Raw genomic sequence first — 24429 nt, 5'->3', positions numbered from 1 at the left:
AGTCTCATGCTCCTCCTACTTGTATAAATAGAAAGAAGACAGACTATTGGATTTCCTGTTATTATCTATATTTATTCTGAGAAGCGACTATAAATCTCTTGCACTTATCTTAATAGATCTAAATCTTTCAAAAAATAAGTAATCATTATTATCGCTCTACATTTTTTTAAATTAAATGAATAGTATGGTTAAAAAAGGGCAGGTTCACCTATTGGTGAAATCTGCCCAAAATCCATACCAGCTTCTTAATAAAACAAGCTATTTGAATTTGAATTCTGAGCCGTTACTTTCATATAGTTTGGCTCTTTTTCATTCATTCAGATCATAATCTATTATCTGATTTTGCTAATTATCTATTTCTCAGGGTATTCACAGATCCACTAATTTTTATAGTAATCTTTTAAAACGAGTAACGACATTTTCAACGGTAAAACCATATGCCTCAATGATCTTGTCATAAGGTGCAGAAGCGCCGAATTGATCAATCGCTAATACATCTCCACTATCGCCAACATATTTGCTCCAGCCAATTGATGCACCCATTTCAATGCCCAAACGTGCCTTTACATGTTTCGGAATCACTGTTTCTTTATATGCAGTCGTTTGTTTTTCAAAACGGTCCCAACATGGCATACTAATAACAGACACATAAATTCCTTCTTCTGCCAACACTTCTTGTGCTTCAACTGCCAAGGATACTTCAGAACCAGAAGCCAATAACAAGCCTGCAACATCCCCTTTTGCTTCTGAAATGACATAGCCCCCATTGCTGACGCCTGCATACGCTTTTTCAGGATCGGCTAAGGTTGGTAAGTCTTGACGTGTAAGAATAAGAGCTGTTGGTTGATCTTTACTTTCAACAGCTAGCTTCCAAGCTGCAGCCGTTTCATTTCCGTCAGCTGGACGAATCGTTGAAAGACCAGGCATTGCTCGTAATGAAGCTAAATGTTCAATTGGTTCGTGGGTTGGACCATCTTCTCCTACAGCAATACTATCATGTGTAAATACATACGTAACCGGAACCTGCATAAGGGCTGAAAGACGAATGGCTGGACGTAGGTAATCGGAGAATACAAAGAAAGTAGCTCCAAATACTTTTACTCCTCCGTGCAGTGCCATTCCATTGAGAGCAGCACCCATTCCAAATTCACGAACACCAAACCAGATATTTCGTCCGCCATAATTACTAGCGCTAAAATCCGTTTCCCCTTTTAGTAAAGTTTTATTGGAAGAGGATAAATCAGCAGATCCTCCAAATAACTGAGGAACATTTTTAGCAAGACCATTTAACACTTCACCGCTAGAAGAACGTGTAGCAAGCTTATCTTCTCCTACTCGGTAAAGTGGAACATTTACATCCCAATTTGCAGGTAGCTCGCCATTTATGGCAAGCGTTAACTCTTTGGCAGCATCCGGATAAAGTTTTTCATATCGAGCGAATAATTCATTCCACTCTTGTTCTTTTTTCTCAGATGCTTCTTTAAGTTCAGCAAAATAAGATTGTACCTCTTCAGGAATATAAAAGTCTTCTTCATAATTCCAGCCATATTGTTCTTTTACAAGTTTCATTTCTTCTTTACCTAGCGGCGCACCATGCGAATCAGATTTGCCACCTTTATTTGGTGAGCCATAGCCGATTACCGTTTTCACTTCAATTAAAGTTGGTTGGCTCTCATTAGCTTTTGCTTTACTTAAAGCGTCAGCAATTGCTTTAATATCATTTCCATCCTCAACACGAAGTACTTGCCAACCATATGCTTTGAAACGATCCGCAGCACTTTCACTAAACGATTTATTTAAATCACCATCAAGTGAAATGTCATTTGAATCATACAGGACAATCAATCGGCCGAGCTGAAGATGACCAGCTAATGAAGCAGCTTCTGCAGATACTCCTTCCATGAGATCACCATCACCACAAATGCTATATGTATAGTGATCAATGACATTCAAATCATCCACATTGTACGTAGTGGCTAAATGTCTTTCCGCCATCGCCATCCCAACAGCCATCGAAATACCTTGACCAAGCGGACCAGTCGTAGCATCTACCCCCGCCGTATGTCCAAATTCAGGATGTCCCGGTGTTTTACTGCCCCATTGACGGAATTGTTTTAACTCTTCCATGGATAAATCATAACCCGTTAAATGTAACAAACTATATAACAGCATCGAACCGTGGCCAGCTGATAATGTAAAACGATCGCGATTAAACCAGTTCGGATTACTTGGATTATAGTTCATAAACTGTGTCCAAAGTGTATAAGCCATTGGAGCAGCCCCCATTGGCATACCAGGGTGGCCAGAATTAGCTTTTTCAATTGCATCGATGGAGAGGGTTCTTATTGTATTAATCGCCAATTGATCCACATTTACTTTTTGTTCAATCATGTTTTTTCCCCTTTCTTATCATAGATTTACGAATTAAGCTTGACCAGAAGAACCAAATTCACGCATTTTTCCTTGAACCGTTTCTTGAATCGCATCGCGAGCAGGTCCTAAGAACTTACGAGGATCATATAATTTTGCATCATTATTTAACACTTCACGAACTGCACTCGTTGAAGAGATTTGACTCTCTGTGTTCACATTGATTTTCGCTGAACCAAGTGAGATGGCTTTTTTGATGTCTTTTGTAGGAATACCTGTTCCACCATGAAGAACGAGAGGAACACCTGTGAGCTCCATAACTTCCTTCATACGATCAAATCCAAGATTAGGTTCACCTTTATATGGTCCATGAACAGAACCTAGTGCTGGAGCAAAGCAATCAACACCTGTTTCGCGAACTAATTGGTCACACTCTGAAGGAATTGCATAGAAAGCATCTGCTGCATCGACACTAAGATCATCTTCTTGGCCACCAATACGTCCAAGTTCTGCTTCAACAGAGACACCTACTGCATGAGCAATTTGAACAACACGTTTAGTAAGCTCAATATTTTCTTCAAGCGGATGATGTGAACCATCAATCATAACCGATGTAAATCCAGCATGAATCGCTTGCACACATGTTTCTAAGCTAGAACCATGGTCTAAATGGATCGCAACAGGAACCGTTACATCATATGCTTCGATTAATTCTTTAACCATAGAAACGATTAATTTGAATCCGCCCATATAGCGAGCAGCCCCTTCAGATACACCAAGAATAACTGGAGAGTTTTCTGCTTTTGCAGCAAGTAAAATCGCTTGAGTAAACTCTAAGTTATTAATATTAAACTGACCTACTGCGTACCCTTTTTCTTTTGCTTGAATTAACATATCTTTCATTGATACTAATGCCATAAAAAAATCTCTCCTTTTTATTTAGTAATCTATTAATGAAATGCTTCAACAAATTGATAATTTTTCGAACTTCCACCAACTGCGACAAAAGAGTGGGATAGCATAAAACCGTTAGACCGTTTTCGAATCCCGTTCATCAGCAACCCATCCGTAATACCAGTTGCAACAAAGAAGCAATCTTCAGATTTCACAATTTCGTCAATTGTTAAAGCTTTTTCTGGATTCGATATTCCCATTTTAATGCAACGTTCAAATTCTGCTGGCTCTTGAGGTGCTAGTTTTCCTTGAAAGTCTCCGCCCATACATTTCAATGCAACAGCAGCAATGACTCCTTCTGGTGCTCCTCCCATGCCTACCAAAATATCAACATCGATCTCATCGATGGCAGTAGCGATTGCTCCCGTAACATCTCCATCACCAAACAACTTAACACGGGCCCCTGCATCAAGTACTTGTTTAATCAAATGATCATGGCGTGGTCTATCTTGGATCATAACCGTTAATTCACTCACGTCTTTACGTAAAGCTTTAGCAACTGATTTCATATTTTCTGTCAACGTTGCATCTATGTTGATGGCACCCTTCGCCTTTGGCCCTACTGCGATCTTGTGCATGTACATATCCGGAGCATGTAGTAAACTACCCTTCTTGGAAACAGCAATAACGGTTAAGGCATTATCTTGCCCCTTGGACATCATCGTGGTTCCTTCAACTGGATCAACGGCAATGTCTACTTCGGGACCTTTCTTCGTTCCAAGTTCCTCACCAATATAGAGCATCGGTGCTTCATCCATTTCACCTTCACCAATCACAATCAAACCACTCATATCGATCAGATTCATTTGATTGCGCATAGCTTCAGTCCCTGCACCATCTGCTTCTATCTTGTTTCCTTTTCCTACCCATGGATAAGAAGCGATCGCCGCTTTTTGTGCGACAGTGAGAAAGTCCATAGCTAGTGTCTGAATATCTTTTTCATACATGACATTATTTTTCAACTGATTCATCAGGTCACCTCCTGGTTATGTAATACGAACGAAATAAACTGTTTCTAAATTTAGCTCCCACCTGTACAGCCATAGTATATCTCGTATATTCTGCATCTGTAAGTACGCACTTTATTAACATATAGTATTAACGAGTATACTTTTAACTAAATTTTCTGATAATTAAACTCTTAATTTTTCCTAATTTATCTCTGTTTTTCTCAATTTAAAGCTAAGATCAACTTGACTTTATTACTTTTTTGAAAAATTCCATCTTCCTTTAACTCTACTTTTATTAAAATAAGTTTTATATAAAAATCCCATTATTCGGGAAAATACTGTTTCTTTATGTAATGATTTATGTAAGCATAGGTTCAACCGATATTTATTAGTATAGGAGCGAGGACAGCAACACTGTTAAACAGACTATATCAATTTTATGCAAAAAACGAATATCGAAATAATTACTATTTCCAAATTCGCTTGAAAGAAAACAGATATCACTCATACAAAAGTGAATGTTTTTTACGACAAAAAAAATCGGAGGATTTCATTATGATTAAAATTGCACCTTCTATTCTTTCAGCTAACTTTGCCAAGCTTGGAGAAGACATAAAAGATGTTGAACTAGGTGGAGCTGACTACATCCATGTCGATGTGATGGATGGTCATTTTGTCCCAAATATAACTATTGGACCCCTGATCGTTGATGCCATTAGACCCGTCACTCAGTTACCGTTAGATGTACATTTAATGATAGAAAATCCGGATCAATATATCGAAACGTTCGCAAAAGCAGGGGCGGACATTATATCTGTACATGTAGAAGCTTGTCCACACCTACACCGAACCATTCAACTGATTAAATCATTAGGTGTGAAAGCTGGCATTGTATTAAATCCACATACACCTGTTTCTATGATTCATCATGTGATCGAGGATGTTGATCTTGTATTGCTGATGACAGTAAATCCAGGCTTTGGGGGACAGTCATTCATTCACTCCGTTCTACCTAAAATTAGAGAAGTTGCTGACCTTGTAGCGGAGAAAAACTTGGATGTGGAAATCGAGGTAGATGGTGGCGTAAATCCTGAAACAGCCAGACTTTGCGTTGAAGCAGGTGCCAATGTTCTTGTTGCTGGGTCCGCTATTTATAATCAACAAGATCGTAGTCAGGCCATTCAATCCATTCGGCATGGAGTAAATTCAGCTGCCATTTAATTCTTACAAGTTGATTAGCAGTGTACCGTCGGAGCAAACCTATGTGGTACATACACGTACGTACCTATGCTAAATTGTATACACTTTTTTTGTTGTTTGCTAGAAACAAATAGTAGTCATGCTACAGAATTTGCCAAGTGCCTTTTTCAAAAAGCCTTGGCTTTTCTTAAAAAAAATGGTAGAAGGAAAAACGCGGTAACAGTAGGAGTTTTACAGGGTTCAAAAAAATGACATTTTACTAGTTTTCTAATTTTAATTTTATTAATTTATCGCCCAAAGACAACTTTCTCTATCTCCTAAAACAACAGGTTGTATATGAATTGTGACACCGTCACACTGGCATTCTTAATGAACCGTTCACCTTCTTCTATCATTTTCCCACCTGTATAGAATGTATGATCCCCATCCAGAAGTATTGAACTGGTAAGTCCATGATTAAACTGAATTGACGGGTTTATATTTTGTCCAAATTGGAGGTGACAAACATGATAGAGCTTTGTGGTAAGTCGTATAACTGTGAAAAAGAATTAACCCTTTCTGTTATCGGGGGAAAATGGAAGATGTTGATTTTATGGCACTTAGGTAAAGAAGAAAAAAAACGCTTTAATGAACTAAGGTCTCTCATGCCAGGTATCTCTCCAAGAATGCTCGTCAGTCAATTGCGAGAACTGGAAGATAATTTCATCGTGCATCGTGAAGTTTTTGCTGTAGTCCCGCCCAAAGTAGAATACTCACTTACAGAACAAGGAGAAAGCTTAATGCCTATTTTGGAAGCTATGTATAGCTGGGGGAAAGAGTATATGGAAACGACCAATACTGTAAAAACACAATAGAGAACTAACACATACTCAAGTACTTTCAACGAGATTTAAATTACCTAAATGCTCTAACACTTAAACGCTTTCAACCAAATGAAAGATATCTCATAACCGTGTGCGATCCTAACGGCAACTTATACACACGGTTTTTTTTTGCTCCTTTTCTTAAAGGGTAATCATATGACCGCATAATATCACTAAAAACTCCTATCTCCTACCCATTTTTCTTTAATAGTATATTTTTTAACACTATATGATAAAAAAGTGCGTACTTTGTTTTTTGAAAGTTAGAATATATACTATCTTTAGTAGCAATTATTTACAAACTATATTAAGGAGTGGGTTATTCATGGAACTTCAATTGGCGTTAGACCTTGTAAATACTGAAGAAGCAATTAAATTGGTGGAAGAAGTTAAAGATTACATTGATATCGTAGAAATTGGTACACCGGTTGTTAAAATTGAAGGTCTTCAAGCTGTAAAAGCTGTGAAAGAAGCATTCCCTCAATTACAAGTTTTAGCTGACATGAAAACAATGGATGCAGCAGGTTATGAAGTTTTAAAAGCAGCTGAAAATGGCGCTGATATCGTAACTATTCTAGCTGTAGCTGAAGATGAGTCTATCAAAGGCGCAGTTGCAGAAGCAAAAAAACAAGGTAAAAAGATTCTTATTGATTTAATCGCTGTAAAAGATCTTGCTAAACGTGCGCAAGAAGTTGACGCAATGGGCGTAGACTATATTTGTGTACATACAGGTTACGACCTACAAGCAAAAGGCCAAAACTCATTTAAAGACCTTGAAACAATTAAAAGCGTTGTAAAAAATGCAAAAACTGCAATCGCAGGTGGCATTAAATTAGAAACACTTCCTGAAGTTCTTAAATCAAACCCTGACCTTGTTATCGTAGGTGGCGGTATCGCTAACCAAGAAGATAAAAAGGCTGTAGCTGCTGAAATGAAACGTTTAATCAAAGAAGCGGTGACTGTTTAATTATGCAAACAACTGAATACACTGAAATCGTGTTGCAAGAGCTTCAACGAACAGCTGCATTGATTCGTGATGAAGAAGCTGAACAGCTCGTAAATGGTATTCTAAATGCGAAGAAAGTATTTGTAGCGGGAGCCGGCCGATCAGGCTTCATGGCTAGATGTTTTGTCATGCGTATGATGCATATGGGGCTAGATCCCTATATTGTCGGCGAAACGGTGACACCTAATCTGGAAGAAGGCGATATCTTTATCATCGGCTCCGGATCTGGTGAAACGAAAAGCCTGGTTGCCATGGCAGAAAAAGCGAAGAGCATTGGAGCGACTGTCGCAGCAGTGACGATCTTCCCTAATTCTTCGATTGGGGATTTAGCGGATATCGTGATTGAAATCCCGGCTCAAGCGAAATCTGGTGTCGATACAGGTAATAAATCGATTCAGCCAATGGGCTCTCTGTTCGAACAAAGCTTACTATTATTCTATGATTCTATCATTCTTCGCTTTATGGAGAAAAAGGGTATGGATTCTGACAAAATGTACGGACGCCATGCGAATTTAGAGTAGAATCTATTCATTTTCCAAACGGCGAAACGGATGCAAAAGATAATTTTGCATCCGTTTTTCCGTTTAAATTGATATTATAAAGCTATAATCAACATTTGCTTATCTATATAGCCACACCCTCATAATTGAGAATAGCTGTTCTAAGTTTACTGGTTTACTAATATAATCTGAAGCGCCTGCCTCTATACACTGTTGTCGATCATATTTCATTGCCTTTGCTGTAAGGGCAATAATGGGGATGTTTTGAAACTTAGGGATTTGGCGGATATATTGTATCGCTTCAAACCCATCCATCTCAGGCATCATAATATCCATCAGAACGAGATCAATATCGGCGTTTTCTTGTAAAACTGCAATCCCTTCATTTCCGTTTTCTGCAAACAACACCTCCACTTGAAAACTCTCCAGTGCTGTCGTTAACACAAATATATTTCGCATATCGTCGTCTACTACTAATAATTTCTTCCCTTCTAGCAATTCCTTCTTACCAAGCATCTGTTTCGGATCATCAGTTTGTAATGGAAACTCAACAGTTGCAGCAGATTCAAGAACTGATTCTTCAAAAATCCCTGATGCAACTTCTGCTTCTGAGATGGATAACTCCGCACTTTCCAAGTTTTTATAATTTGGCAAATATAAGGTAAACGTGCTACCTTTTCCTTCGACGCTATCAATTTCAATGAAACCGCCTAATAATTGAGCGAGTTCCCGGCTAATTGAAAGCCCTAATCCTGTTCCGCCATATTTTCGGCTGATTATTCCATCCGCTTGTTTAAATGCATCAAAGATAATATTCTGATTTTCCGCTGCAATACCAATTCCTGTATCCTTAACGGAAAATGCAAATTCTATATTTGCATTTGTATAAATACTTCCTTTTTCAACTTTTTGAATTGCTAGAGATATAGCACCATACTCAGTAAATTTAAATGCATTGGATAATAAATTCTTCAAAATTTGCTGTAAGCGCTTGCTATCAGTTTTAATCATCTCCGGTACATCAGCATCAACTTGAACGTTGAATTTAATTTTCTTCTTGCGGGCAACAGGGATAAACTGTGCATTTACAAATTCCTTCACATCACTAAGTTTTACATCTTTAAAAATAACTTCCGTTTTTCCTGCTTCAACTTTTGCAATGTCTAATATATCATTGATTAAATATAGTAAATCATTGCCTGATGAGAAAATGGTTCTCGCATATTCCACCTGTTTTGACGTAAAATTACCATCATCATTATCAGCCAGCAGTTGAGCTAGAATTAATAAGCTATTAAGAGGGGTTCTGAGCTCATGGGACATATTGGCTAAAAACTCTGATTTATATTGTGAACTTATAATTAATTGCTGTGCTTTTTCTTCAAGTATTCCTTTTACTTTCTCTAATTCCCTTGTCTTCTGTTCAGAGTTTTCATTTTGCACTTGGAGTTGTTCATTAACTGTTCGTAACTCCTCTTGTTGTGATTGAAGTTCTTCAGATTGGGTCTGCAGTTCTTCTGTTAAAGCCTGTGATTCTTGAAGAAGCTTTTCTACCTCCATATTTCTTATTATACTTTCTATGTTGATGCCGAGATTACTCATTACCTCTTTTAACAACATTCGTTCTGGGTCAGTAAACAATTCAAATGATGCCAACTCAATAACAGCCAATACTTCTCCTTGAAATTCCGCTGGAATGATGAGCACATTTGATGGTGGTGTCGAACCAAGACCAGAAGTAATTTTTATATAATTTTCAGGAACTTGATTGAGCGATATCATGCGATTCTCTACTGCACACTGTCCAACCAACCCTTCCCCTAAACGAAAGCTCTCAGCACCAATTCCTGCTTGATTATAGGCATAAGAAGCAAGCTTCTGAAACCTCTCTTCATCCCCATTGCCTTGCTTAATATAGAAGACACCATAATTTGCCCCTACCATAGGAGTGACCTTTGTAATAAAAAGATGTGCTAAAGTCTCTAAATCACCTATTCCAGGATACATAGTAGCGATATCAGCAATTTTCGTTTTTAGCCAGCTCTGTTCCTCTGCGACTTCTTTTAATTCAAGTAATTCATGCTGTGTAATCTCCAGTTCTGCTGTTCGTTCTTTGAGTTTACGAACCAATGTTTCATTTTCGAAAATGGTAATGATCTGCCGAATAACAATTAATAGTAGAAGAACTGCTCCACCGATAAAATAACTTAAGATTGCTTCCTTTTTAATGATTGTAAGAAAAAGCAAGACAATTAAACTCAAGAATGGCAGTATCGTTCGACTTATATAAAATAATTTTGATAGATTAGTTTCTTTTCGAGGAACATCGTTGACTTCTTTACTAAAAAAACTGGAAAGACCTATTAACAAAATACAAATGTTCCATATGGGGGTTAAGAATGTAAAGTATCCATTATACGTATGATAGATCGCTTGATATACATAATAGGATTCTACAATTGTATAAACAGTAATTCCTATAGTATTTAAAGTTAAAAAAACCGGTGGAAACAATGGCATAGAAGTAAGAAAAAGCAAAACAATACCGAATAATACGCCTAAAACAGCGACTGGATAACTTAATGCAATGACTAGTTCAAAAGTTGAGGTAGTTGTATCAGGTAATAGCGGACTTAAAAAATAAACCCAACTTATTGTTGTTAAGACAGTCATAATGATAAATGAGTCAAAAAACACTTGAATCGTTCGGTATTTTTTCCTTTTGGCAAATACTTTATAAAAAACAGCGATACTATATATAAAAACAAATAAGTTATAAAATAAATTTGCCCATCCGGGAAATGGATCAGCCATTTCTAAATAAGATACACGGTAGCGCCATATTAACTCCGCAATAAAATAATTAATACACCCGATGCATATAATAACCCAGAAGTTTTTCTCCTCTTTTTCTTGTATTCTTCGTAAAGAGCTTCCTATAAATAAAATGGCAAGCAAAGGACCTGTAATTGCTATAATTCCGCCAATTAATTTCATCTCCGGCCACAGCAACATCCATATGTAGTAAATGAACACATAAATGACAGTGATTAGAATTGAATGTTTTCGTAATCGAATCATAGCCAACACCCTTCTATACTAGCTTAATCATGAACCATTAGCAGTAATTTGCTAAATTTGCTAAATAAGAGTGGCTGCATCTACTCTTTTAACATATAAGCAATGGCAAACTTACATAGGAATCCCCCACAGCAAAGATTAGCTAAGTGGGGGATTCCTATGTTCAATAGTTTATTCAAATTTATTCGCGTCACCGTTAAACGGTTCTTCAGCAACTTTGATAGATCCTGATGGGCAGCTTTCCAATGCATCTTGTATATCTTCATGAAGATCATCAGGAATTTCAACCACCCCTCCATTATCATCCAATGTTACATAAGCAATCCCTTCTTCATCATAATCATAGATGTCAGGAGCACATGCTCCACAGGTTCCACAGGCGATGCATGTTTCCTGATCAACCATTGTGTATTTGGCCATTCATATACCCCTCCTGCAAAGAAAATTAACTAGTTACCACTACATCCGTTTTCTCCAAATTCATTGAGGTACTGTGGCCTGGTTGTAATTTAGCTTTAGGATCAATATAGGCTTTCGCATTATTGACTGCAGTTGGTGCTTCACCAAATCCGCTCGCAATGAGTTTTACTTTTCCACTATATGTGCATATATCACCAGCAGCATATATCCCTTCAATATTCGTTTCCATTTTCGAATTAACAACAATAGAGTTTTTCTCAATTTCAAGGCCCCAATTTTTTATTGGACCAAGAGAAGAAACGAAGCCAAAATTGACAATTAAATCATCAATATCAATTATTTCCATCCGCTCACCTTTTACTTCTTCTAAAACTATTTGATTAATTTTTTCATCGCCAATAAGTTCAACAGGGACAAAAGGGGTCAGAACCTCTACCCTTGAATTCCTTAGTAGCTCAACACTATGTTCATGTGCACGGAATTTATCGCGGCGATGGATAAGTGTTACTTTTTCAGCAATAGGTTCTAACATTAATGCCCAATCGACTGCTGAATCTCCGCCACCTGTGATCGCAACTCGTTTGCCAGCAAATTTATTTAAATCATCTATAAAATAATGAAGATTCGCTTTTTCATATTTAATAGCTTCATCAAGTTCAAGCCTACGAGGTTGGAATGCGCCGTTTCCCGCCGTAATAATAATGGCTTTTGTATAGTGAACTTCGCTATTTGTTGTTAATTTAAACGTCCCGTCTTCCTGCTTTTCAACTTCTTCGACAGATTGTTCATGCGCAATAGTTTGCTCAAATTTCCCCATTTGTTCTTTTAAATTATTAACTAAATCTTGTGCAAGAATTTTAGGAAATCCAGCCACATCATAAATGTACTTTTCTGGGTATAAAGCTGAAAGTTGCCCGCCTAATTGTGGAAGGCTCTCAATTATTTTTACTTTACATTGACGCATCCCTCCATAAAAGGCGGTAAATAATCCAATCGGTCCCCCGCCAATGATGGTAAGGTCAAATATTTGATCATTTTGGGACATTCCATTCACTCCCCGTAAGGTACTCTAATCCTTATTTTTAATATGAAACTACGAGTCTACATCAAAACAATTGTATTTACCAAAGGAAAAATACTGCGGATCGCAAACCCGCATAGTATGCAGCTTTTTAGGCATAAGCAAATTAGCCAAGCCTTATATCCCAAGGGGCTTGGCTATATCAATCAAGTACGTTATTTGTATTTTTTTAATGATGAGTATGAATTAGTTGTCCCCTCATCTGAAGTGATTCTTCCATCTAGCAGGTGCCGAAATCAGTTATATGGTTTTCATACCAACAGCTTCTAAAACATAGTTATAAAATTTAGAAACATGATTTTCAATTGGAACTAAGATTCCACCGTTTCTATATGCTTTTGATCCCATGTTATCTTGACACCATTGACATGCTTCGAAGTCCTGTTCATTTACGCGATGGAATAGTTCAACCGCATCCATTGGTTCAAAATCTGGTTTTGCCATTTCTTCTGGATCAAACAGCCAATCACAAATGACAATGGATCTGTCTGTACCAATCGGAATGATATGGTGAATAATGATATGATCCGGTGTTAAGTTAATGAATACATGAGGAGTAATCGTCATGCCGTAATAGATACGGTCATCTTCTGGAAGCAATCCTTTTAACATCGGACGAACGCCTTTCCCACTTATGGAGAAAGAATCTAGACTTTCATTTAAATTTGCCCCTAGACCCACTTGATTTTGCGTACCGACACCTGATTTGAATTCAGGAAAAGCCGCTGTTAATTCAGGATGAATCGCCGAACAATGGTAACATTCCTGGAAGTTTTCTACAATGAGCTTCCAGTTTGCCTTCACAACATACTCTTTACGATGAGCGACTTTTAAGTCTTGAATTTCGTATCTAGCCAATGTCTCAAGCTCACCAAAACGCTCCATAATCTGTGTATCTAATTGTTCCTCAACAGCCTTTGGATTTTCTGAAAAATTCAGCCAAATCATACCATGCCATGTTGCAAGATGTACTTTTTCTAAGCCGTAATTATCATTATTTACTAACTCTTCACGGCATCCACTTGATTTAGGAACTCCGGCTAAAGAACCATCAAGCCCATAGCTCCAAGAGTGGTAAGGACAGCGGAATACCCCTGCCTTCCCGGAATGCTCCTGGCAGAGCGTTGCCCCGCGGTGGCGGCATGCATTGATGAATGCACGCAATATACGGTCTTTACCTCTAGTAATTAGAATGTTTTCACCATTAAGTCTAGTTGTGATATAATGTCCTGGCTCTGCTACCTCATATTCATAGTGGCCGACAAAAAGCCATGATTCTCCAAAAATATTCTTTTTCTCTAGTTCAAAAATCTCAGGAGATGTATATAATTCTCCCTTTAATGTAGATTTGATTCCACCTTTTTCTGTTACAACACTTTGATCCATTACCATCTATAATTCCTCCTTCATATTTTTAAAAATTTATAAAACATGTATAAGCTGTCTTGTTATGCACAACGCTTCTAGCTTAAGAAATCAGAGGATGGTGTTTTCACTTAGACTGTTAAAATTTCTCCTACAACACTAGCAAGCTTAAGTCTCTACTAGCCTCTACATACCTTATCTTCTAAATCTATGACAATGACACCATTTTCGAGATGTCAGTTCTTCTAGCTCTATTACCTTTATTAGCTAGTAATCGCTGTCGATTTGGTCATAATCTGGGCTGTGTAGCGTTTTCCAAAATATTCAATACTTAATTCACTCTCCCCATTTACCGCTTCCGGGGATAACAGCGCATACACAATTCCCTTGCCTATGCTGTATTCATATCCAGCACTTGTTACAAAACCAGCTACTTTTCCTTTAGTAATTACGGGTTCATACCCCATTACAACCATCGACGGATCTTCCAGCAATAAAGTCGTTAATAATAGGTTAGGACCCTTTTCTTTACGGTCAAGCAATGCATCTTTCCCAATGAATGTTGGTTTATTAAGTTCGACCATCTGATCGAGTCCCACTTCATATGGGTCATGTTCACTCCAAAAGTCTTTGCCGCTTCTTAATGTAAGTGATTCAATTCGCATATTTTCAAGGGCCCGGTCACCTACAGGAATTAGATGATGTTCGCGTCCTGCTTCAAATAATGCATCCCATAGCTGTAATCCTTGATCAAATGTCGTGAAAAACTCCCAGCTTTCCGTACCGGCAAAGGAATCGTACACAGCGAGGACGGGGGCATTTCTAATATATACTTCTTTTGATTGCCCAACCTCCCAATTACTGCTTGAGAAAATCTGTGGGTTAAGGGTTTGCATAATTTCACTCGCTTTAACACCTATGATACCTAGTGCACACATTCCGGCTGTTAGATCTTGGACTACAACCTTGCTGGATACGGGTACATGTTTTTTAATCCAGCTTGCTTCAACTGCTCCTGTACAAATAACAAAGAACGTTGAGGGGCTTGTACGAATCACTTTTATTTCATCTTTTATACCTGCTAGTTCATGCAACATCAATGTACTCGTTACATGCCCAATTGCAATATCGATGTTACTTGTTGTCAATTGTTGTAAAAACTCAAGCGATCCTTCACCACTTATTTCCAACCGTTTCTTCGCTGCTGTTCCATCATAAAGTCCAGCATATTGACGTGTATGAAGTTGTTCAGCTTCAATAATTGGCGACCAATATTTAGCTGCCCATCCTTCTCGCTGCAAAATGTTTGTTTCATAATCTGCAACAAGCGAATCATTCGCTTCATACCATTGCGGTTGCTCCCAGCCAGATTTTTCGTTAAAATAAGCCCCTAAAGTTTGCTGTCGCATATAATATGGACTCACTCGCATATTGCGCGATGATTCCGGCGGCATAAATGGATGATGTATATCGTATACTTTTTCATAATTTTCTATCGAACGCGGTTTATAATAAGCCGGACTTTGTGCGTATTTGTCAAAGCGATTAATATCACCCAGCTCCAAATCAAGGGTTGGCGCACCATTGACAATCCATTCAGCCATTTGTTTACCAACACCTGCAGAATGAGTTACCCAAATTGCTTCCGCCACCCAAAAACCGCGGACTTTTTGTGATTCACCAAGTAACGGCATCCCGTCAGGTGTAAATGAGAAGATTCCGTTTATTCCTCTATTCCAGCCAGCTTGTTTTAAACCAGGAAGGAGTTCTTTAGCATCCTGCCATGGCTTTTCAAAATGTTCTGGTGTAAACGGTTTAACGGATGGCATTTCTTTCGTTTCACCATATTTTGCGATTTCACTTACCTCAACAGGCAATGCTTCATGTTGATAAGAGCCAATTCCGATTCCATTGAACAATTGACGAAAATACATCGCACTATCTTGGTCGCGGAGAATCGGCGTAGCAACTTCTTCTGTTGCGCCAGCTAGTTCTTCTAAATCATTCGAATAGATATATTGATGAGCGATTGGTTGAAGAGGGATCGTGACTCCGACCATTTCCCCTATCTTAGGTCCCCAGAATCCGGCACAGCAGATGATCAAGTCAGCTTCAAATCTTCCAGCACTTGTTTCAACTGCTTTTACTTCACCAGCCACAACCTCAATATCTGTTACTTCTGTATTGCCGTAAAACTCAGTACCGCAAGATCTAGAAAAGCTAGTCATCTTATCAATTGCACGAAGTGGTTTGGCAATTCCATCTGTCGGTATAAACAGACCACCGTAAATCTTTTCTTTGTTTAGCAGCGGGGATTTTTGAACACATTCCTCTGGAGAAATAACAAACGCTTCCATCCCCCAGGATTTTGCAAACCCTGCTTTTCGTTTCAATTCCTCTAATCGTTCCAGTGTAGTAGCCACTTCAAGACCACCTACTGAATAGAATGAAGGTAGTTTTTCATCGCTTAGCTCTTTAAAAGTTTCCACTGTTTGGTTAGCCAATGTTGTAAGCAATTTTGAAGTACTTAGCTGAAATACAAGTCCTGGAGCATGTGAAGTTGATCCCCCTGTTTCAAATAATGGACCTTGTTCAATGACTGTAATATTTCGTTGTCCCATTTTGTTTAAAAAATAGGCAGTGCTACAACCAACAATTCCTGCACCTATGATGACAATTTTCTTTTTCTCCATGCATTCCACTCCCTCTAGTTCACTTATCATCAATATTGTCGCTGTCCTTATCATTTTTTAGGTGATCAATTTCCCTATCTACCAATACTCCCGTGAAAAGTAGCTTGACGGACTCCCACCCTTACACTTTGAAATCGTTTACAATAATCAAAATTAAAGATCTTAATTCACACCATATTCAATTATTATTAATGCACCATTTCTAAAAAAATTTTCTTCATCAACCTCATTTCGTAATCATGATTAATTTATAATTATGATATCAATCTCCATTAATAATGTAAATACTAATTTTTACAATTTTTAAAAAATTAATAATATTTAGTATATTTAAGCTTTAATTAACTATTGGTAAATCCTTTTCAAAGATTTATAAACCTTTTTCGAGAAGAAATTAGATTGGTTTTATTACTTTCCGCATTCCTTATAACCAAGGCTTTCACCCCAAAAATGTCGGACTAACAAATAGAGATCAATCAAAAGAGTGCTGAAAAATGACTTTTTCAGATGCAGAGAGCTGAGCTATGATTTATCACATAACACATTACAGAAAAGATTAATAAAAGAGGAAACCTCGCTGAATTTCAACGAAGTTTTTATAAGCAATAACAACACGATTTTTCAACTGGACAGTATTTGATTGATCATTGTGTATAGTAAACTTCATTGCCAAGATCTCAAAAGGAGAAACAATCAAACAGTTTGTATTACGTGCTTTCATTGCATCTGTCTAGAACCTTCGCTTACTCTCTTCATTTTTTGAAAATACAAAGGGAAGAGAACATTCTTTTCACATTCATTGAAACAAGAAGTCATAGAGCTATAGATTAGCTTTTAAATGCGTGGTATGACGAATATGATTGACAGTGATTTCTGTTGCTTCATCGATTGAATAGGTAGATCTGTTATTGATGAACAGCGTAAGCATACCTTGCCAGATTAAATAATGACGTTCTGCGATTTGTTCAGCATCGGTTTCTTGAATGTACCCTTCTTTGATACACTGGTTAAAGGCAATTAGTGTTCTCTTCGATAAATTAGCTTCTAAAAGCATGGGCTTTATATCCTCTGGAAATGCTACCAAATCGGTTGGCGAATATTGATAATACTTGGTCATGTTGATCGGATGGGTACCTAAATTAGCCGAGAAAACCGCATAGTAGATTTTTGGTGATTCAAAAGAATATTTACAAAAACATTCCCAAATCAAAAAATATCTTTCTAAAGGCGTTCTCGCTTTCTCCATATATTGTGATAAAGCATCGGTATATTTTTTTACATAGCTCATAGAAGCAAAGAAAATGAGGTGAGATAAGTCTTCAAAATAGTTATAAATCGTTGCACTATTATATCCAGCTAAATCAGCGATCTTCCTTATCGTAATTTGATCAAACCCTTCTTTATCGATAATCTCAGCAGTTGCGTTAATAAAATAAGACATCATGCGGACCATTTGCGTTTCTTTGTTTTTTTCTGTTTGGACTTTCAAATTTTCACCCACCTTCTAAAAAACCGAATTTTTAGTTTTTTAAACAAAGCCGCCCTGCGCCAATTTTCACAAAACGAGATTTTCTTCTAGTCATAGGCTAGCTCCTTATTATTGGAGAGGTAAACAAGGCTACTAGACTTTATTATAAGGAGTTTTTTTGTTCTAACGGACAGCTTCCTTGAAACGGTTTATATTTAAATGGATGGAACACCAAAGAACATAAAGTGACGTGGTACTTCCATTTCGCACATATTGAATCTTCAAAGAAGTTGCTTCTTAAGAAATTTTTTCCTTAGATTCTGGGATTTTTTCTTCTTTTATCTCATCCTTTAATGCTTTATATAAAGACCAACTCATGAAAACCATAATAATCGCAAAAGGGAATGCTGCTGCAATGGAGGCCGTTTGAAGTACCTCCAAGCCCCCTGCTAAAAGTAAAACAGCTGCAACCATTGACTGGATAAATCCCCATGTTATTTTAATTCTGGTAGAGGGATTTAAATTGCCACTTTCACTAAGCATCCCCAACACAAAAGTGGATGAATCAGCTACCGTTATATAATAAATAATCACCACTGCAAAGCCTACGATGTATAAAACAGAACTTGCTGGAAGGTAATCAAAGAAACTAAACATTGATAATTCCACATTTGAAATAACTTGTTGTGCTAATTCCTTTTGACCTAAGTTATGGATAATATGGAGAGCTGCCCCTCCAAAAATTGAGAGCCAAGCAAATGTTCCAAGTGCAGGGACGAATAAAACCCCTATAACAAACTCCCTGATCGTTCTTCCCTTCGATATTCTAGCAATAAATAGGCCTACAAAAGGGGCCCATGCAATCCACCATGCCCAATAGAATAAGGTCCAACTCCCATTCCATTTGCTATCTCCAAAAGGTTTGGAGTTTAAACTCATTTTGATGAAATCATCCACATATTCACCCATCGTATTAAAAAATACTTTAAAAATGGTAAAAGTGGGGCCCATGACTAAAACTAATAACACAATCAAGAACGATAGGACCGCGGCAGTATTCGATAAGTATTGAAGCCCTCTTTCTATTCCAGTGGTTACAGAAATTAAGTACAATATCGTTGCAACGGCAATAACGGTGATTTGAACGATAATTGTATTTGGAATTCCAAATAAGGAATGAAGCCCACCTGAAACTTGCATCGCTCCTAAACCAAGTGAAGTTGCTATGCCAAAAACAGTGGCAAAAACAGCAAGGATATCAATGGTTTTTCCAATCGGACCATGAATTTTTTCTTTTAAAAGAGGGTAAAAAGCAGAACTAACTAATGCAGGTAATTTTTTGTTGAATTGAAAAAAAGCAAGAGACAAACCAATAACAGTGTAGATCGCCCAGGGGTGGATCCCCCAATGAAAAAATGAATACTTCAACCCTAAATTAGCTGCTGCTTCTGTATAACCTTCTCCAGAAGGAGGATTCGTATAATGAAATACAGGCTCTGCAACACTCCAAAAGAGAATACCTACTCCCGTTCCCGCAGCAAATAACATCGCTAACCAAGATATTGTCTTGAATTCAGGCTTGTCCGTTTCCTTTCCCAGCCTAATATGACCATATTTAGAGAGCAATAAATATACAGAAAATAGTACAAAAAACAGAGCCGCAGCAAGATATATCCACCCTAAGTACTCAATAGTCCCATTGAAAATAGTATTGGTAACAGCTGAGAGATTCTCTGTAAAAAAAATACCCCAAATAATAAAAGCACCCGTTAGTAGGACTGAAACATAAAATACACTATTTACGCTTGCTCCCTTTTTACTCACTTTAACTCCTCCTTTTCATTGATTAAAGTCGTTGCTGAGTAATGGTTGTACGCTGTCCCGGTTTGAAAATGGACTTACCCCCTCCCGCGAAAGCGTTTCCAAAATTTTTATTGCTAGTAATCAAGATGCATCCTTTTGATTAAGGGGCATTTTGAATGAAACTTTGGAATGTCTAATTACAATAAAAGTTCCTTTTAAACCTGTCTCTTCACATTTCCTTCCAACTCACTGTACTCTCCATTTTTATAATCATGATTATTTAATTATTGTGATTAATTATATTAGCATTTTTGAAGAATGTAAATACAAAATTACTAATTATAATGAAAATTCTGAATTTTTATAATATTGTTTATCAATTTGTGAAATTATTGCATAGCAAACCGAAGCGACGTTGGTAGTGATTATTTTAGCGTGTCACAACCTGATGCTAAGAACAGCAAAAATTAACTAAAAAAATGCAGTGAGAATTGGCTCCCTCACTGCATTTTCCATATATCTTACCTCTAGAATGGATTCAACTGTTAAATTGAAATAAAGTTTTATAAAAGCATTATTTACTATTGCATACGCGACTAATCGGTTTCTACATAGGAATGGATTTGTTGTTTTAGACTGTTCATTTTATAAGGTACAGTTAGAATCTGAGTTGTACCAACCGTATTAATTAATATTTTTTAATTCTTCCGTTAAACGTATAAACTCTTCCTTATTTCGGGTTTTCAATGAGTGATCGATTGCCTTTTCTATTGTCTTTTTTCGGAAATCAAGAATGGCTCTTTCTAAAATCATCTCAGCAGTCACTTCGGGTTCTAACAAAGTTCTAGGCAATTGCTTTTCCATATGCAACAGCTCCTTCACCTTTTTCTATTCTATTCTACATTTTAGCAAGGCATAGCATAGATTATTAGTTTTTTATCGAAACTAGTGGTGTTCGTAGGACCCTCACTTCAAATTTCCCATAGACAATTAAGTGAAGAATAGTTCAAACTTAAGGTTTGATGACAAACTGTGATGCACAAATCTTAAAACTTCAACCTGTTACACTGGACATTTCCCCTACTAGTTCACCTGTAATATAACTCCTATTATTATTATGATAACGCTTACAATTGAATTTTACAACTAATAAGCTACCTAATCACATGTACTTTATATCGAACGCCTATTCGTTTCTATTTCTGTTAGAAGCTGAATCGTCATCAACGCTGGCGATTGCCCTATCTATGGTCTTCTCCGGACATCGCGTCAAGCTTAAGTGGTATCACAGCCCATTGCATCTCGATATACAACCAACTCCTTCCCCTTGTTTCCATTATAATTGAGTAACTCACAGAATATTAATTTTTTAATTGTTTAAGGTTGGCTGACATAAATTCACTTGCCTTTATGATTACTTTAAATAGCCACAGTTCTACTGTGTAATCATATATTCAAACTGATCTAAAATAAGTATGATTAAAAAAGTTAGAATATATAATTTGGGAGAGGTTAAATCAAGGTTCCCTCCATTCACATCCATAAAATACAAGTTTTGTTATAATCATGTTTATTTCCCCTCTTATTGATATTTTCTTCTATCCTCATATTCTCCAAGTTATCATTCTTTTATACCTAAAATTTATCAATATACGATTTTCTATTTTTAACATGTTTAAATTTAATTTGTTCAAAGTAATCATAGTCTTATCAGGTAGTTATATGCTTTTTGCATACAAAATAGCATCTATCCATACTTAGGATAGATGCTTTAGTAAAATGGATAGAATAGGTCTGACTATCCGATTGTTCCTTGATACTAGTAGAAAAATCACTGCCACAATTATTTCAGAGAGGTGGTTGGCCTATAAGCTCAAATTACGTTATCTTACTCTAATTTATACTGTAACTTCTTCTTTCGCTTTTTCCTTTGCCTCTACTTCTACATCTACCGCAACTTCTTCTTTTGCTTTTATTTCTTCCATAGCGAATCGTTCTTCAGGAGCATCCTTGTTAATACGATGCTTTGCCCAAACAAAGTAATAAATTACGGCTGCAGCAAAAATGGATACGTTAATAAAGAAGAAGGTAGGATCTTTAAAAATACTTGAAAACAAAGCTATGATACTGATGATAATAGATACGATCGGTACGACTGGATAAAATGGAGCTTTATATGGGCGTGCAAGATTCGGTTCTTTTTTACGTAGAATCATGAGTGATAAATTCATCATGACGTATGAAACTAATGCCCCAAACGTGGCAATTAAAATTAATCGATCTGGATTAAACATAAGTACAAAAACAAAACCTATTACCCCTGGAACAAGAATCGCCATATAAGGAGTACGGCGTTTTTCGCTTAATTTAGATAAAAATTTAGGGAAGTAACCAGCTCTTGCCAAAGCGAATGTTTGTCTTGAATAAGCCAAGATTGCGCCTGCTAAGCTTGACAACATCCCGAAAAGACCAACAACTGAAAGAACACTAATTAACCACGAATTTTCATTAACACCGGTTGCAATCGCGTAAGAAAGAGGATTTTCTTCAACAGACGTGCCCGTAGCTCCTCCGAGACCTACAGTAACTGTGACTACAAGGATGGCAAGGATAACTAGTGTAAAAATAGCTCTCATAATCCCTTTCGGCATATCTTTAACGGGATCACGACATTCTTCTGATAGCATCGGTAACATCTCCATACAGATGTACAACCACATTGCATAAGGAAGAGCTGCCCAAATACCAGAAATGCCTCCCGGAATAAGGTCTCCCCCAAATAGCCTCTCAGCACTTATATGCGGCATCCCATAAAAAGAGAAAAGGAGGACAACACCAACGGATATCGTAACAAGGATCATCTCAATGGTGGCATATTCATTTACACCCAATATATGTACAATAAAGAAAAATACATATAATACAGCTGCTGCAAGAATAGGATGGATTTCAGGAATTAGAAAATTCACGTAATAACCAGCACCCGAGGTAAACACGGCTGTACCTACTGCAAACTCCAAAGTAACACCTACACCTGTTATAAACCCGGCTAATGGGCCCATCGCTCTCCGAGTAAAAGCATAGGCTCCTCCAGCGTGCGGCATCGTTGTAGATAACTCAGAAAGCGACAAGCACAACGTCACATACATCACACCGATTATGGCTGTAGCAATTAACATGCCGATATAGCCAGATTCAGCTAAGCCATAATTCCAGCCAAAATACGAACCTGAAATAACGATCCCTACTCCTAATCCCCATATTTGTATCGGCCCCAAAACTTTTTTCAACTCCAAATTATCACTCATAAAAAAACCCCCAATAAATTATTGTCCAAAATAAGCAATTCCAAGAATGATTTTTTCACTTAAGCCTTAAATATGTTTCATTCAACTGGCTACTTATAGTAAGTATCTGAAAACAGCCTACCAAAAAATTTGATCACATCATCAGCCTCTACATCTCACAATTATCTGAAGATTTTTATAAAGTTTTGTAGAATTGGAATAAGTAAAGAATCCCTAAAAATTACACATAATTGAAATGGGTTGAACAATGTTACTTGGAATGAGATGCCATTATCACCGATTCTAGAAAAGAAATGAGCTCATTTTTACCGAATTATTAGATTATTCTGAATTCAATACTTTCAATGAGGCCTTAATAGGAAACTATTAAATATTGATAATTTCCGCCTCATCATGATCGTTTAATTTACATTTGTACTAAATCATCGTTCATACATTCTATTTCCCTCTATAGGTACCATATCTATGAACTTTATCTATTTATGATGGTGAAGATGCCCTTCATTCACATCAGAATCGCTAAGTACAGGCTTTGTTTCGAATTGCGCAAAAGTAAGTATAATGACGGTAGAAATGACTAATGTTACGATCCATGAAACAGTACGGGGATAAAAAGAAATGGATTGTTTAACACGTTTTAATTCAGAATTGATTAAGAGAATTATGAATAGAACACCGATCATAAAAAGAACATCTGTGAATGCCAGCATGAGAGTATAACGATCGGAAGGCAACATTTCTCCTAGCATCGCTCCCATCATTCCACCCATTAGTCCAGCCGCGGTTCCTTCCACAAGGGTAAGAAGGTTAATGGCTCTTCCTGCTATAATTCCCACTACAATACTTAAACTCATCGCTATAATTGTAGAAAGTGTTAAATCCCCTTGTAATGCGATTCCCGCAATTAAGCCGATTACTAAACCACTAGCCATCACTAATACCATGACAACCGTCATACCTGTCATATTTTTTAACTGGTCTTTATACTTATAAATATTTATAATACAGATAATTGTATAGATGATTACTAGTAATGTGCTTATCACTAGTAACATATGCATCCCTCCTAAAATGAACAAAACTGCTAACTTTTCGTAAAAAAACTAGATGAAGATGTCTGTATTTCAGTATTTGATAACGCATACATTTCATGAAAAGACTCTTATTTCCGGACTTCTTCTTGAGATCCAAGGTTCCGCTCTACTAGTTTTTTCACCTCTTTTCCAGCCTTTCAGTTTAGCTCATTCATATCAACACAGTAGACAATGTCTTTGCTAATTGAAGATCTGTGATGTTTCACCCCTTATTATTTTTTGTGGTTCGTTTGATCTATATTTTATTATAGTTTTTAATTTTCTGAAAATAAA

17 protein-coding genes are annotated in these 24429 nt (G+C 37.1%); 4 read left to right on the top strand and 13 right to left on the bottom strand.

All coding sequences use genetic code 11. The features are described 5' to 3' along the window. Positions 1–387: 387 nt before the first annotated feature. Genes tkt through glpX form a run of 3 tightly spaced genes read right to left on the bottom strand, consistent with a single transcriptional unit; the run spans position 388 to position 4295 of the window. Positions 388–2391: a transketolase gene (gene tkt / locus V179_RS0103830; RefSeq protein ID WP_028390356.1), complete on the bottom strand. Its 2004-nt coding sequence runs from the start codon at positions 2389–2391 to the stop codon at positions 388–390. Between the two features lie 33 nt (positions 2392–2424). Then, entirely contained in the window at positions 2425–3288 is an 864-nt protein-coding gene (fba, locus tag V179_RS0103825; protein WP_028390355.1) for a class II fructose-1,6-bisphosphate aldolase, read from the bottom strand. Positions 3289–3320: 32 nt separating this feature from the next. After that, complete coding sequence (glpX, locus tag V179_RS0103820; RefSeq protein WP_028390354.1) at positions 3321–4295, bottom strand: class II fructose-bisphosphatase; 975 nt, start codon at positions 4293–4295, stop codon at positions 3321–3323. Between the two features lie 534 nt (positions 4296–4829). Between glpX and rpe the strand changes: the two genes are divergently transcribed. From rpe to hxlB, 4 genes are all read left to right on the top strand, one after another. Further along, positions 4830–5495: a ribulose-phosphate 3-epimerase gene (gene rpe / locus V179_RS0103815; protein ID WP_028390353.1), complete on the top strand. Its 666-nt coding sequence runs from the start codon at positions 4830–4832 to the stop codon at positions 5493–5495. Positions 5496–5980: 485 nt separating this feature from the next. Then, entirely contained in the window at positions 5981–6328 is a 348-nt protein-coding gene (locus V179_RS0103810) for a winged helix-turn-helix transcriptional regulator (protein ID WP_028390352.1), read from the top strand. 334 nt (positions 6329–6662) lie between these two features. Beyond that, positions 6663–7304, top strand: coding sequence for a 3-hexulose-6-phosphate synthase (hxlA, locus tag V179_RS0103805; RefSeq protein ID WP_028390351.1), 642 nt, complete (start codon positions 6663–6665; stop codon positions 7302–7304). Between the two features lie 2 nt (positions 7305–7306). Further along, the gene (hxlB, locus tag V179_RS0103800; protein ID WP_028390350.1) at positions 7307–7864 is read left to right on the top strand and encodes a 6-phospho-3-hexuloisomerase; all 558 of its coding nucleotides are present in this window, start codon (positions 7307–7309) and stop codon (positions 7862–7864) included. Positions 7865–7963: 99 nt separating this feature from the next. Here the strand turns inward: hxlB and V179_RS26990 are convergent, their stop codons facing one another. From V179_RS26990 to V179_RS0103750, 10 genes are all read right to left on the bottom strand, one after another. Then, complete coding sequence (locus tag V179_RS26990; RefSeq protein ID WP_051404824.1) at positions 7964–10924, bottom strand: response regulator; 2961 nt, start codon at positions 10922–10924, stop codon at positions 7964–7966. A gap of 171 nt (positions 10925–11095) precedes the next feature. Further along, positions 11096–11344: a ferredoxin gene (locus V179_RS0103790; RefSeq protein ID WP_028390348.1), complete on the bottom strand. Its 249-nt coding sequence runs from the start codon at positions 11342–11344 to the stop codon at positions 11096–11098. 25 nt (positions 11345–11369) lie between these two features. Beyond that, complete coding sequence (locus V179_RS0103785) at positions 11370–12389, bottom strand: NAD(P)/FAD-dependent oxidoreductase (protein WP_028390347.1); 1020 nt, start codon at positions 12387–12389, stop codon at positions 11370–11372. A gap of 276 nt (positions 12390–12665) precedes the next feature. Next, the gene (locus V179_RS0103780; RefSeq protein ID WP_028390346.1) at positions 12666–13817 is read right to left on the bottom strand and encodes an aromatic ring-hydroxylating oxygenase subunit alpha; all 1152 of its coding nucleotides are present in this window, start codon (positions 13815–13817) and stop codon (positions 12666–12668) included. 236 nt (positions 13818–14053) lie between these two features. Further along, positions 14054–16483, bottom strand: a complete 2430-nt coding sequence (locus tag V179_RS0103775) for a GcvT family protein (protein ID WP_028390345.1) — start codon at positions 16481–16483, stop codon at positions 14054–14056. An 820-nt stretch (positions 16484–17303) separates the two neighbouring features. Then, on the bottom strand, positions 17304–17972 hold the full coding sequence (locus V179_RS0103770) for a TetR/AcrR family transcriptional regulator (RefSeq protein ID WP_028390344.1): 669 nt from the start codon (positions 17970–17972) through the stop codon (positions 17304–17306). Positions 17973–18248: 276 nt separating this feature from the next. After that, positions 18249–19775 (bottom strand): glycine betaine uptake BCCT transporter, encoded by a 1527-nt coding sequence (locus V179_RS0103765; protein WP_028390343.1) that lies wholly within the window; start codon positions 19773–19775, stop codon positions 18249–18251. 663 nt (positions 19776–20438) lie between these two features. Further along, positions 20439–20618 carry an IDEAL domain-containing protein gene (locus tag V179_RS0103760; protein ID WP_028390342.1) on the bottom strand — a complete coding sequence of 60 codons (180 nt, stop codon included), beginning with the start codon at positions 20616–20618 and terminating at the stop codon, positions 20439–20441. 1034 nt (positions 20619–21652) lie between these two features. Further along, a complete protein-coding gene (gene eat / locus V179_RS26985; RefSeq protein ID WP_051404823.1) occupies positions 21653–23062 on the bottom strand; it encodes an ethanolamine permease in 1410 nt (469 codons plus the stop codon). A gap of 476 nt (positions 23063–23538) precedes the next feature. Next, positions 23539–24117 carry a hypothetical protein gene (locus V179_RS0103750; RefSeq protein WP_028390341.1) on the bottom strand — a complete coding sequence of 193 codons (579 nt, stop codon included), beginning with the start codon at positions 24115–24117 and terminating at the stop codon, positions 23539–23541. Positions 24118–24429 lie beyond the last annotated feature (312 nt).

This window comes from Bacillus cihuensis (assembly GCF_000504145.1).
Classification (GTDB): Bacteria; Bacillota; Bacilli; order Bacillales; family DSM-1321; genus Peribacillus; species Peribacillus huizhouensis.
This window is presented reverse-complemented; position numbering and strand designations above follow the sequence as displayed.

Coding starts and splice junctions, on each gene's coding strand:
- tkt (WP_028390356.1), bottom strand. CDS start 2,391: ATGATTGAACAAAAAGTAAATGTGGATCAATTGGCGATTAATACAATA.
- fba (WP_028390355.1), bottom strand. CDS start 3,288: ATGGCATTAGTATCAATGAAAGATATGTTAATTCAAGCAAAAGAAAAA.
- glpX (WP_028390354.1), bottom strand. CDS start 4,295: ATGAATCAGTTGAAAAATAATGTCATGTATGAAAAAGATATTCAGACA.
- rpe (WP_028390353.1), top strand. CDS start 4,830: ATGATTAAAATTGCACCTTCTATTCTTTCAGCTAACTTTGCCAAGCTT.
- V179_RS0103810 (WP_028390352.1), top strand. CDS start 5,981: ATGATAGAGCTTTGTGGTAAGTCGTATAACTGTGAAAAAGAATTAACC.
- hxlA (WP_028390351.1), top strand. CDS start 6,663: ATGGAACTTCAATTGGCGTTAGACCTTGTAAATACTGAAGAAGCAATT.
- hxlB (WP_028390350.1), top strand. CDS start 7,307: ATGCAAACAACTGAATACACTGAAATCGTGTTGCAAGAGCTTCAACGA.
- V179_RS26990 (WP_051404824.1), bottom strand. CDS start 10,924: ATGATTCGATTACGAAAACATTCAATTCTAATCACTGTCATTTATGTG.
- V179_RS0103790 (WP_028390348.1), bottom strand. CDS start 11,344: ATGGCCAAATACACAATGGTTGATCAGGAAACATGCATCGCCTGTGGA.
- V179_RS0103785 (WP_028390347.1), bottom strand. CDS start 12,389: ATGTCCCAAAATGATCAAATATTTGACCTTACCATCATTGGCGGGGGA.
- V179_RS0103780 (WP_028390346.1), bottom strand. CDS start 13,817: ATGGTAATGGATCAAAGTGTTGTAACAGAAAAAGGTGGAATCAAATCT.
- V179_RS0103775 (WP_028390345.1), bottom strand. CDS start 16,483: ATGGAGAAAAAGAAAATTGTCATCATAGGTGCAGGAATTGTTGGTTGT.
- V179_RS0103760 (WP_028390342.1), bottom strand. CDS start 20,618: ATGGAAAAGCAATTGCCTAGAACTTTGTTAGAACCCGAAGTGACTGCT.
- eat (WP_051404823.1), bottom strand. CDS start 23,062: ATGAGTGATAATTTGGAGTTGAAAAAAGTTTTGGGGCCGATACAAATA.
- V179_RS0103750 (WP_028390341.1), bottom strand. CDS start 24,117: ATGTTACTAGTGATAAGCACATTACTAGTAATCATCTATACAATTATC.